Annotated in this window: 10 protein-coding genes; 5 read left to right on the forward strand and 5 right to left on the reverse strand. The window is 44.3% G+C overall.

Annotated features, from left to right (window positions below):
* Window positions 1-44 precede the first annotated feature (44 nt).
* The 3 genes from FTU44_RS06130 to asd all read right to left on the reverse strand — a co-directional run bounded on the left by FTU44_RS06130 (window position 45) and on the right by asd (window position 4,344).
* The gene (locus tag FTU44_RS06130; RefSeq protein ID WP_180049839.1) at window positions 45-1,427 is read right to left on the reverse strand and encodes a fimbrial protein FimV; all 1,383 of its coding nucleotides are present in this window, start codon (window positions 1,425-1,427) and stop codon (window positions 45-47) included.
* Window positions 1,428-1,494: 67 nt separating this feature from the next.
* On the reverse strand, window positions 1,495-3,081 hold the full coding sequence (locus FTU44_RS06135) for a hypothetical protein (RefSeq protein WP_180049841.1): 1,587 nt from the start codon (window positions 3,079-3,081) through the stop codon (window positions 1,495-1,497).
* 144 nt (window positions 3,082-3,225) lie between these two features.
* Window positions 3,226-4,344, reverse strand: coding sequence for an aspartate-semialdehyde dehydrogenase (gene asd / locus FTU44_RS06140; protein ID WP_100329275.1), 1,119 nt, complete (start codon window positions 4,342-4,344; stop codon window positions 3,226-3,228).
* Between the two features lie 188 nt (window positions 4,345-4,532).
* Between asd and FTU44_RS06145 the strand changes: the two genes are divergently transcribed.
* Entirely contained in the window at window positions 4,533-5,663 is a 1,131-nt protein-coding gene (locus tag FTU44_RS06145) for an endonuclease/exonuclease/phosphatase family protein (protein ID WP_100357555.1), read from the forward strand.
* Window positions 5,664-6,040: 377 nt separating this feature from the next.
* Entirely contained in the window at window positions 6,041-6,220 is a 180-nt protein-coding gene (locus FTU44_RS15190) for a GNAT family N-acetyltransferase (RefSeq protein ID WP_228730805.1), read from the forward strand.
* 196 nt (window positions 6,221-6,416) lie between these two features.
* Here FTU44_RS15190 and FTU44_RS06155 read toward each other — a convergent pair whose 3' ends face one another.
* Window positions 6,417-7,352 carry a lauroyl acyltransferase gene (locus FTU44_RS06155; RefSeq protein WP_179999095.1) on the reverse strand — a complete coding sequence of 312 codons (936 nt, stop codon included), beginning with the start codon at window positions 7,350-7,352 and terminating at the stop codon, window positions 6,417-6,419.
* A 109-nt stretch (window positions 7,353-7,461) separates the two neighbouring features.
* Window positions 7,462-9,360: an ATP-binding cassette domain-containing protein gene (locus FTU44_RS06160; RefSeq protein ID WP_005095500.1), complete on the reverse strand. Its 1,899-nt coding sequence runs from the start codon at window positions 9,358-9,360 to the stop codon at window positions 7,462-7,464.
* 33 nt (window positions 9,361-9,393) lie between these two features.
* Here FTU44_RS06160 and FTU44_RS06165 point away from each other — a divergent pair, with 33 nt between their 5' ends.
* The 3 genes from FTU44_RS06165 to FTU44_RS06175 all read left to right on the forward strand — a co-directional run bounded on the left by FTU44_RS06165 (window position 9,394) and on the right by FTU44_RS06175 (window position 11,431).
* Window positions 9,394-9,639: a SlyX family protein gene (locus FTU44_RS06165; protein ID WP_005095502.1), complete on the forward strand. Its 246-nt coding sequence runs from the start codon at window positions 9,394-9,396 to the stop codon at window positions 9,637-9,639.
* A 273-nt stretch (window positions 9,640-9,912) separates the two neighbouring features.
* Window positions 9,913-10,911: a hypothetical protein gene (locus FTU44_RS06170; RefSeq protein ID WP_180049843.1), complete on the forward strand. Its 999-nt coding sequence runs from the start codon at window positions 9,913-9,915 to the stop codon at window positions 10,909-10,911.
* A gap of 70 nt (window positions 10,912-10,981) precedes the next feature.
* Complete coding sequence (locus FTU44_RS06175) at window positions 10,982-11,431, forward strand: ammonium transporter (protein WP_005095506.1); 450 nt, start codon at window positions 10,982-10,984, stop codon at window positions 11,429-11,431.
* Window positions 11,432-11,456 lie beyond the last annotated feature (25 nt).

Here is an 11,456-nt window from a genome sequence, read left to right on the forward strand (position 1 = left end):
AAAAGCAGCCAACCCTTGACTGCTTTAGTGTAAATCGAAATGCATCAAGATGCGATTTGATTCAGTAATTGCTCTGCGCGTTGCTGTTGCTCGGCCGTATATTCAGCTTCTCGCTCTGCAATGATCTCACGTGCGGCAACATAGGCACCGAGCTGAATATATTGCTGCGCAAGATCCAGATTCAGACTGGCCTCATTGATGTCCAGTAATTCCGGGAAAGATTGTACCAGTGGATCATGCTGGTCTGTGGCTGTTTGAACTGATGTAGCAGGAATGTCGAAAGTAACACCTGTTGCAGCAGGTTTAGCTTCTGCATGATCTAATTTAAAGTCTAGGCCTGATGAAAGGTCTGTCTGTGTCGCAGATTCACTCACAGGTGCAGCAGCAGAAAGACTAGACAGATCAAACTCAATTGCTGGTTCTGAGGTTTTTTCGGCGACAGGCGCTGGAGTTTCTATAGAAAATGAGAAATCCAGAGGTGTAATTTCTTCAGTGGTGGTTGGTAACTGTTCATTATTGACCTCTAATTTGAGATCGAAATTAGGAATTTGGCTCTTGCCAATCTGGGTATTAAAATCTGTTTCTGGACTATTCGGTGTGATAGAAGAAACAACCTCTGGTGTTGCTGTCTCAACTTTAAGAGATTCAAAGTCAAACTGAACTTCATTGCTAGCTTTTGATGCTGGCTCAGTAGGGGTGTCTTTAGTAAAGCTACTCGTAGAATTGAAATCAAAGCTATTGCTCTCTTCGAGACTCGTCTTTTTCTCTATTGGAGATGCAAATCGAGTGCCAGGTGTAAAATTGAACTCAAGAGGCGCCTGTTCTTCTTTTACCGGTGTAATTTCTTGCTGTAACTGCTCAAAGATCAAATCAGATTTTGTATCTTCAGAGCGTACAGACTGTGTCAGAGCATCAAAATCAGTTGTATCAGATGTAGGGGTTGCAGGTAGAGAGGCTTGCTTGGTCTCAGTCTCTTTTATCTTTTCGTAAACAGTTCTCTTCTCTTCAGCCTGAGCGAGTATATCGTCAATACTCAGCGCCCGAATATGATTGATCAGCTGTGTAATGGCAAAATCATCTTTTTGTAAGATATGAATATCTAATAGCAAAAGATAGAGCTCATGCTGGGAATTGTCGCGATTCAGTGCCTGGTTAATCTGGGCCTCAGCCGCGAAGAAATTGCTTTCCTGAATCAGGCCTTCAATTTTTTTGCGAGTTTCAGGAGACAGTGGAACTACAGCTTTGTTTTCAACACCGCTTGATTGAACCACTTTGGTCTTTTGCGGGGTAACTTTGGTAGCCGTGCTTGGTTTTTGGGACTTCAGCGTTTTAGTTTTTGCTTTATCTGATTCTTGAGCATCCTGTCGTTTTTTGACGACAATTAATACGATGATCAATATCACTAATGGAATCACATAAATCAGCATGTTTTACCCCTTGAGGATAGAGTGTATTCAATGTTCACTCATCCCAATAAATCGTCATGTGTAACTTTTAATTAACTGGCTTCTTATCTGCTTGTTGGGCTTTAAGCTGTTGTTGCAGCTGGGCCAGACGCGCATTTAATAATTGAATTCTGTGATCCTTCTGATTGAGTGCCAATTCTAATTCAGTTACGTTTCTCTGTAATTTAACGGTTTTTTCTCGGGCTGTCATAACTTTTAATGACAATTCCTTTGATGTTTGATTGCGTTCTGTGTTCTGGTTTGCAGAAACTTGCCCGGAATCGCGCTGGTTCTCAGCCACTAGGCTCATTTCTGCCTGATTCAGGCGGTATTTAGTCTTGCCAGTAGGCTTAGACGGTAGCTCGGTTTGCTTTGCCGCAGTGACTTTAATAGGCGCAGGTGTAGGATGAGTCGTATTTAAGTTCAATGCAGCACCTTTACGTAGACGATTGGCATTTCCTCCAATAAAAGCATGCTCATTGTCTTTTTTAATTTGTTGCATGACTTCATTGACCGGGCGCTGCTGCTGTTGAGCAATTCGTGAGGCAATTCCCCACAGTGACTCATTGGATTGAACTACATAAGTAGGTTGAGTCTGATTCGGAGTTGCTTTGACTGGTGAAGCTTTTGTATTAACTGGAGCTGGAGTTTTCACCGGATTAGTTGATCCAGTTGATTTTCTGGCTTGTTCCTCAGCAAATTTTTTCACCAATGGATCACTGGAAGCAGTTTGATGATCAGAATGGGACTCTACAGCTTTCTGCATATTTGCTTTATTTGGTGCTGATGCACTTTGATTTGCTGGTATCGTACTGGTTGGTTTGTTTGTAGTCGAGGCTGCTGCAGGAGCTGGCGATGCAAGAGTTGCTTGTGAGGTCTTTACTGAATCTGAAAGCACCGCTGCAGTTTTAACTGGGGCTTGAGTATCGGGCGCAGTTACAGATTCACTTTTCAGTACAGGAGCGATCGCTTGCGTCTGAATCGCTGGACTTGATGTCATTACAGCTGGCGCAAATGCAGTTTTAGGAATGGAAGTGTTCGATAATGTAGGTGGTGCTGTGTGTTGCAATGCCAACGGCTTTTCTAAAACCGCTGGCTTGTTTAAGGCTGCGGAAGCTGCTGTACTGTAATGGCTACTTACGGGTAAGTTAAGTGCAATATCTTTTTCACTGACGACGACAACTGGTGCAAGCGGGCGTTCATTCTGTTTGAGACTGGCTTTTAATAAATCGGTTTTAGCTTGTAAGGGCGTACGGATATGTTGCAGACGTGCAGCACTGCCTTCCTTGATTTTGACAATAATATTCAGCTCGCGTTCTGTCATGGGGCGAGAAGAAGTAATAGTAATGACCCCGGTGCCGTTATTGCTGCGCCGGGTAAAAAAGTTCAGATGACCAGGTGGCTGATGCGATGCACCAATTGACATTAAATCTTCAGGTGAAGCCAGACTGACTTCAATCGGCAAATTGATATCAGACTGCCGAAAAGTCATTTCTGCGTAGAGTAATTCCCCAGGGGCAGACTGAATCTGAACCGGATCTACATTAATCGCATAAATATTTTGTGAAGCGACAATGGCTAAAATGGCAAGCTTTAATTTGTTATATACAGTCATCTTAATCGTGAGCTCAGTCATTATCGCATAGCGAAAATTATAGATTAACGGGATGTTTCTTTTTTGTAAAATACTTACGCAATAGTTACATAAAAAAGCCGATCAATAAAGATCGGCTTTTTGTTTTATATCCATCTCGGGATATTAAACGTTTTTCTCGGGATATTAAACGTTTTTATAATCAATCAGGATGCGCAGCATACGGCGTAATGGTTCAGCAGCGCCCCAAAGCAATTGGTCACCGACAGTGAATGCCCCCAGGTATTCTTTACCCATGTTGAGCTTGCGCAGACGACCCACTGGAACCGATAAGGTACCTGTCACTGCAACTGGAGTCAGGTCAGTCATCGAGGCTTCACGGGTATTCGGAACCACTTTAGACCAGTCATTGGCACGTGCAATGATGTCTTCGATTTCATCCAGAGGTACGTCTTTACGCAGTTTTAGCGTCAATGCCTGAGAGTGACAACGCATGGCACCAATACGCACACAGTGACCATCAATCGGCACGATCTGCTGGTTGCCCAGAATCTTGTTGGTTTCAACCTGACCTTTCCATTCTTCTTTCGACTGGCCGCTTTCCAGTTGCTTGTCGATATAAGGAATCAGTGAACCAGCCAAAGGCACACCGAAGTTACTAGATGGGAAGCCTTCACCGCGTTGTAATTCAGCAATTCTCGAATCGATATCCAGAATTGGAGAGCGTGGATCATCGAGTAATTCTTTGGTGTTATTGTATAAATAACCCATACCGCTGATCAGTTCACGCATGTTTTGCGCACCCGCACCAGACGCTGCCTGATAGGTCATAGACGTTGCCCATTCCACCAGATTGTTCTGGAACAGACCACCTAGACCCATCAACATCAAGGAAACCGTACAGTTACCGCCAACAAAAGTTTTGGTGCCTTTTACCAAACCGTCTTTAATCACATGCATATTGACCGGATCAAGTACGATGATGGCTTCATCATCCATACGTAAGGTCGATGCTGCATCAATCCAGTAACCATTCCAGCCTTCAGCTTTCAGTTTCGGGAAAACCTCAGAGGTATAGTCGCCACCTTGACAGGTAATAATGACATCCATCTGCTTCAGACTGTTAATATCTGATGCATCCATAAGTGCTGGGGCAGTCTTACCACCAAATGCTGGCGCTTCACCGCCTGCATTACTGGTAGAGAAATAAAATGGCTCAAAATGAGCAAAATCATTCTCTTCAACCATACGTTGCATTAGGACGGAACCGACCATCCCGCGCCAACCGACCAGACCTACTCTCATGTCACTTTGCCTCGGTGCGTTAAAAATTCTAAAGGGATTCGAGTGTATCAAAAAGGGACTCAACTGCAAGTGCTACACAATCAAAACATCAATATTCTTGAGCGAAATATCTGCTTTATGATACATACAAAATTGATAACGTCATTTTTCTTTCAGAAAAAATAATAACTTAATTAAGAGCACGCTTTATGATATGGGTTATCCAAATTGTGGCAATCATTGTCATTTGGTTAAGTTTCTGGTCACTGATCCCACGCGATGAATGGTGGATTCGAGGTGCGGATTTTCCACGCTTACAAATTCTGGTCTTGGGCTTTATTGCCTTTGTGCTGTTTTTGGTGGTGGAGCATCCCTGGACTGTCTTGAATCAGCTGATTTTTGTGGCCCTGATTGCGGCTTTGGCTTATCAGCTAAAAATGGTATTGCCCTATACCTTTATCTGGAAAAAACAGGTCAAGCAGGTCAAACAGGATCAACTGGATCCGCAGCGGCAAATCTCCCTGATTGTTTCGAACGTACTGACCACCAATACTCAATATCATCGACTGATTGAACAGATCCAGACCCATCAGCCAGACTTGGTGTTAACGCTGGAAACGGATCAAACCTGGCAAAATGAACTGTCGGTGATTGAAGCAGATTATCCTTATCGTGTGCCTGTGCCTTTGGATAACCTGTATGGCATGCACCTGTATAGTAAACTGGAACTTCGCAATACCCAGGTCAAGTTTATTTTAAGCGACGAGATTCCGTCCATTCATACCACAGTGATTTTAGGCTCAGGACAGCCGGTGCAGCTGTACTGCCTGCACCCGAAACCACCGAGCCCAACTGAAGCCAAGGATTCTACTTTACGTGATGCGGAATTGTTAATTGTCGGGGATCAGATCAAAGATTTAGATGAAAGTTGCATCGTCATGGGGGATCTGAATGATGTGGCCTGGTCTCGTACTACGCGGCTGTTTCAGCGCATTAGCGGACTGCTGGATCCACGCGTCGGACGTCATTATGTAAACACCTTTCATGCAGATTATCCTTTTTTTCGCTGGTCGCTCGATCACGTATTTCACAGTACCGATTTTGCTCTGGTCCATATGGAGCGTCTGCCCCATATCGGTTCTGATCATTTTCCGGTTTTTCTGGTTTTACAAACCGGTCGGGTCTTTGAGCATATTCAGGAAGAATTGGAGCAAACCGATGAAGATGAGCAGGAAGCACAAGAGGCCATAGAAGAGGGGATTCAGAAAGCAGAGAAAGAGGAAAAAATAGTGACCGATGAAATTGCCATGGCTTATAAAGATGGCGGCAAAATCTCTTAACTTTTTAAGAGAAAAGTGTAAGAGATTGCTTACATCAGTTTGCGCTTCTTGCGGATGGGCAATCATGAGCAATCCAGGTATTCTAGGTTTATCAGCACAGGGAGTCGAGAAAGGATATTCTCATAAGGAAGACGAAGCTGAATGAAAACATCATGGATATGATGCTGAAAGGGAAATCACAAAAAATAGAACCAATTATAATAGATGAAAGCACAACCTCATTAACCCGGGTTTTACAGGATGTAGAACCCGGGTTAAATTATTTTCAGAGTGAATTTTTTTAAATATTTAATTGATTATTAAAGATAATTTTAGGTTTAAAGCTATATTTTTACAGTGCAGAATGGAAAATGTTATTGCCAGTGATGACTCAGTGAATGGATCAGAAATACTTCAGCTCTATCGTGCCAATCCATGGTCTGGTCACTGCACGTATAAATGGTCAGCTGGTCGGACTGGCGAATGCGATTTCAGATGGCTCTCTGGGGGTGTATTTCCCACACTTATTGATTGATCCGGACTGGCAACGACAAGGCATTGGTCGGCGGATCATGTAAAAATATGTGGTAATGTTATTCAGGATTTCATCAGCAGATTTTAGTGGCCGATCAGCAGACAATAGGATTTTATCAGGTCTTAGGCTTCATGCGTGCGGGACTAACGAAAGCTATGTAGATCTATCAAGGTACAGATCATCAACAGGATTTTAAACTATAGGAGCTGTAGCGATTTAAAGTCTAGGATCAAACAGATTTAGTAAATTTCCTTATAACCTTCAGGGCGAGTTTTAAAACGGCGGTGGAACCACATATATTGGGTCGGTGCGATGCGTAGCTGCTGTTCAATTATCAGATTCACGCGAGTAGCATCCTCGACTTCATTCTCACTAGGGAAATTCTCCAGTGCCGGTTCAATCAGTACATGGTAGCGTGGATTTTTGATATCGCCATGACGATAGAAATATAAAGGAATCGCAGCAGCTTTGGTCATTTTCAGTAAACGACGGTGCGCGGTGACGGTTGCCGCCGGTACACCAAAGAAAGGTGCCATCACCCCTTGTTTTAAACCATAATCCTGATCCGGACTGTACCAGATTGCATGGCCTTTTTTTAGATTGCGCACCAGACCACGCATATCATCATGATCAATTTGATGGGCATAAATCGTGGCGCGACAACGGTAAATCAGCATGTCCAAAAGTGGATTATTCTGTGGGCGATACACCACATCCGGTTCAAAATATTGTGCACACAGATATCCACCAGCATCCAGTAAGGTCGAATGCGTGCCTAGTAACAGCATACCCCGGCCTTCGGCTTGAGCATTCTGAATATGTTCCAGTCCTTCAATACTGACGCGATCCTGAAACCATTTCGGACTGTACCAGGCATTTAAGGTCTCAAAAACCCCCAGCATTTGATCGATAAAAACCTGACGCGCATTGTCCTGTATCTGCTCGGCAGACCATTCAGGAAAACAGACTTCCAGATTGCGCAGTGTGGTGTCGCGACGTGAGGGCAGATACTTAAAAGACAGATGGCCCAGCAGATAGGCCAGACGATACTGAATGGCCCACGGTAAAATCGCCAAAACCATCAGGAAAATAATACCCAGCCAATTGCCCCAGTATCGAGGTAACAGGAATGACCATTGAAATTCGCCGGGTTGATATGCAGGCTGGGTACTCATAGAACAATATAGGGCTAAAAGATTAAGTGCAGTCTAACAGAGAAGATTCTTGAAATAAAAAAAAGCATCTGTACGAATACAGATGCTTGAGCAAATACTCGTGGAATATTTAACCGTTGCTAAGATTATCCAGCTCTTCCCAACGTTCCAATTTTTCCAGTAACAATTCATCAATTTCTGATAAACGCTGAGACAGTTGCATGGCTTTATCGGAATCACTGACAAATAAAGAGCCATCAGCCAGTTGTGTATTGATCTCGGCTTGCTCTTTTTCCAGCGCTTCCATTTCAGCCGGAAGTTGCTCGAGCGCGCGTTGATCTTTGTAGCTGAGTTTGACTTTTTTGGCAGCAACGGGTGCGGCTTCAGCTTTGGCCATGGCTTTTTTCACGGCACTTTTTTGATCGACCACGGTTTGATCCGGACGCTGTTCAAGATAATCCTGATAACCACCGACATATTCGTCGATATTGCCTTTACCATCAAAGACCCAAGTTGAGGTCACCACGTTGTCCATAAAGGCACGGTCATGCGAGATCAATAACAAGGTGCCTTTGTAGCCACCGAGCATTTCTTCCAGTAACTCTAGGGTCACCATATCCAGATCGTTGGTTGGTTCATCCATCACAATCAGATTCGATGGTTTCAGCAACAGTTTCGCCAGCAAGATACGGTTGCGTTCACCACCAGACAACGCTTTGACTGGGGTACGTGCACGTTCTGGCGAGAACAGGAAGTCTTGTAAATAGCTATAGATATGACGACGGTTACCATTCACATCCACGTGGTCAGAGCCTTCAGAAACGTTATCTTTGACCGACTTTTCCAGATCCAGTGCATTACGTAGTTGGTCGAAATAGGCTACTTCCAGCTGTGTACCGGTTTTCACCGTGCCGCCATGCTCAAGCTCGCCCAGAATGGCTTTAATCAGTGTGGTTTTACCGACACCGTTATCACCGACCAGACCGATACGGTCACCGCGTAAAACCAGTGCCGAGAAGTTGTTAATGATCGGTGCATTGTCACCGAATTTCACACTCAGGTTCTCAATCTCAAAGACCAGTTTGCCGGAACGGTTGGCATCCTGAGTCGCCATCGCCACTTTACCTTGTTGCGAACGGCGCGCTTTGGATTCTTCACGCAGTGCTTTTAGAGCGCGAACACGACCTTCGTTACGGGTACGGCGTGCTTTGATGCCCTGACGGATCCAGACTTCTTCTTCCGCCAGCTTTTTATCAAACAGCGCATTCTGCTTTTCTTCAGCTTCCATTTGCATGGCTTTGAGTTCTAAGTAACGTGAATAGTTACCTTCATAACTGCGCAATTGACCACGATCCAGTTCCACAATACGGGTGGCGATGCTATCGACAAAGGCACGGTCATGCGAAATGAATAACAGAGTTAAATTGTTTTGATCGAGCAGGAATTTTTCCAGCCACTCGATACTTTCAACATCTAAATGGTTGGTCGGTTCATCCAGTAATAAGACATCTGGCTGAGTCAGCAAGGCACGTGCCAATAGGACACGACGCTTACGACCACCCGACAAATCGGCAAGATCTGCATCTGGGTCCAGCCCCATTTTGCTTAAAATCGAATTGACCTTGGTTTCCAGCGCCCAGCCATCGAGCTGGTCCATTTTGTGTTGCAGATTGCCCATGCGGTCACAAGCGTCCATATCGCCCAGCACACAGGCTTCACTGGCTGCATGGTAGGCACGCAAAACTTCCGACGCTTCACCGGCACCGTCAGCCACGATATCCGCCACTCGGCCTGAGTCCATCGGTACATCTTGCGCCAGCATCGAAATCGTGATGCCATTTTGTAATGAAACTTCGCCGCTATCCGGCAGTAAACTTCCTTCAATCAGCTTAAGTAAGGTAGACTTACCCTCACCATTACGGCCAATCAAACACACTCGTTCGCCGCGCTCCAAGTTAAAATTCGCGCCGTTGAGCAGGGCGGGTCCACCAAACGCAAGTTGGACATCCCTAAGGGTAATATAGGCCATAATGTTTCCTGAAATCCCCAATGAGGACTTTAAATGACTAAACAACAAAATCTAAATGATCAGGCGTCATTTTCCGCACCCATTGAAGATTTGCAAGTGCGAATTGCATTTTTAGACGATTTAGTTGAACAGTTGAATGATCAGGTGGCTAAACAGACTCTGGAAATTGCCGATCTGAAAAAGCAAATGAGCCTGTTATATCAACGTGTTGAGTCCTCAGACCGCTCTGAAGGAATTGCGGATTTTGATCCAGTTGCTGATCGTCCGCCACATTATTAATTTGCAAGCAATCATTTAATAAAACCCTTATATTTGATAAGGGTTTTTTATTGCAGCTGCTATTTCACCGATGATTCGATTCATTTAATCAGCTCTCAGCCTGGAATCTAGCGATTTCTGACCTGCTTGCAGCAAGATCAAATATGTAATCTTCCACTCGGTTGGAATCTGGTAAATCCGCTGCAACCCGAATATTCACCATGAAATTATTTGACCTTTCACTCACTTCCTACTCTAATACTGGCTTTCAGGTACATTTCAGAAGCTTGTCCCATGCATCCAAAAGTTGTTCTACTCGACCTCGAAAATAATTTTCCGACGGCCAAGTTACTGCGTGAAATTGTGACGCATTATTCCAGCCTGTATCTGTTTAATTGTGCCGGAACATTTGAATTTTCATTAGAAGATTTAACCGAGCTGGCCGGCTGGATTGCGAGTGGACAGATCATCATTCTGGATACACCTGAATCGCCCCAGAAAGAATATGAATATGCGGTCATTGTCGGTCAGCTGATGGCGCTGTTGGAGCCGGAAACCGAAGTCGAGTTGATCTCGGCGATGGACAGCAGCGAGATGTTGCAGCAGATGCTGCAAGTCTCTGATATTAAATGTAGCCTGATTCAGATTCAGCCCGATGAAGTCTCTATTCCAGCAGAGCATGTTAAAAATTACCTGCCTAGTCTGGAGGCGATCCGCAACAAACCGGCCTTGCAACTGGTGAAAAAGTACTGTGATGCTCTAGGGAAAATGAGTGGTAAGCCAAATACCTTGGAAACCTTAAAAAATTCAGTTGCCAATATTCTGCACGTCATGCCCGTGAAGGCCCAGCATGTGGTCGGCATGCTGATTAACCTGAAAATCGTCAAACGCTATGATGAGCAGATCAGCTTCCGTAAAAAAGTCCTGAAACAGTGGCTACAGCTCAATCTGGATGAACAAGATCCGCTTGAAAATCCAAAACTGGATCAGGTCATGTCCCGGCTCAAAGTTGATGATGCTCCAGTTGAGGCATTGCAAACTCCAATTCAGTCAGCCCAGCAAGACCTGTTTAAAAACTTTAACCGGATTGATCCAGTGCAACTGGAAGTCGCACGTAAACTGCGCGAACTTCAGGGCGACAAACCCAAGGATATTTATGAATTACGTGATTTGCTAGAGCAGCTCTTTCCTCAATCGGATATCCGTCTGCTGCTGAAAGAGCTAATTGAGAAGGGTTATATTTACTGGAATGGTCACGAAGTTTTATATAGTCATGAAATGTTCTTGAATTAATTTTATCGTGCAAACTTGCGTTTTATATTGTGCTTATGCAACTCTAATAATAGAACATAAAGGTTGAACTATGGAAAACACTGGAATTTGGGTAGCGGTGATCATCATCATTTTTGTCATGGGGTCAATTTTTGGCTTACGTGTCAGCCCAAGAGAAAAAGCGCTTGGCATCATGCGTGACAAAGCCCGCAAAATGGGTCTGCATCCACGTTTGGTGGTTGCACCCGACTGGACCAAAATTCCAAAGGCCACTGAAAGTCGTGCCAGTATGGTTGCGTACTACAGCGTACTCATGCCAGATGCGCGTTTACCCTTGATGCGTGCCCGTGTTGTCGATAATAAACTCGAAATTGTGCAGGGTGATGAGAAATTTAAAGATTTTCCCATTGCATTAAAAGGCATTTATGCTATTGATATGCAGGCCAACTGTGTCGGATTGTATTGGGATGAACATGCTGATTTAAGAGCAGCCCAACTCGACGATATCAAAGCACTATTACACGCTTTGGCTGAACTTTAATTTAGAAATAAACAGGATTAACGGT

This window comes from Acinetobacter sp. YH12105, from assembly GCF_013419095.1.
In the GTDB taxonomy this organism is placed as follows: Bacteria; Pseudomonadota; Gammaproteobacteria; order Pseudomonadales; family Moraxellaceae; genus Acinetobacter; species Acinetobacter pseudolwoffii.

Coding starts and splice junctions, on each gene's coding strand:
- FTU44_RS06130 (WP_180049839.1), bottom strand. CDS start 1,427: ATGCTGATTTATGTGATTCCATTAGTGATATTGATCATCGTATTAATT.
- FTU44_RS06135 (WP_180049841.1), bottom strand. CDS start 3,081: ATGACTGAGCTCACGATTAAGATGACTGTATATAACAAATTAAAGCTT.
- asd (WP_100329275.1), bottom strand. CDS start 4,344: ATGAGAGTAGGTCTGGTCGGTTGGCGCGGGATGGTCGGTTCCGTCCTA.
- FTU44_RS06145 (WP_100357555.1), top strand. CDS start 4,533: ATGATATGGGTTATCCAAATTGTGGCAATCATTGTCATTTGGTTAAGT.
- FTU44_RS15190 (WP_228730805.1), top strand. CDS start 6,041: ATGGATCAGAAATACTTCAGCTCTATCGTGCCAATCCATGGTCTGGTC.
- FTU44_RS06155 (WP_179999095.1), bottom strand. CDS start 7,352: ATGAGTACCCAGCCTGCATATCAACCCGGCGAATTTCAATGGTCATTC.
- FTU44_RS06160 (WP_005095500.1), bottom strand. CDS start 9,360: ATGGCCTATATTACCCTTAGGGATGTCCAACTTGCGTTTGGTGGACCC.
- FTU44_RS06165 (WP_005095502.1), top strand. CDS start 9,394: ATGACTAAACAACAAAATCTAAATGATCAGGCGTCATTTTCCGCACCC.
- FTU44_RS06170 (WP_180049843.1), top strand. CDS start 9,913: ATGCATCCAAAAGTTGTTCTACTCGACCTCGAAAATAATTTTCCGACG.
- FTU44_RS06175 (WP_005095506.1), top strand. CDS start 10,982: ATGGAAAACACTGGAATTTGGGTAGCGGTGATCATCATCATTTTTGTC.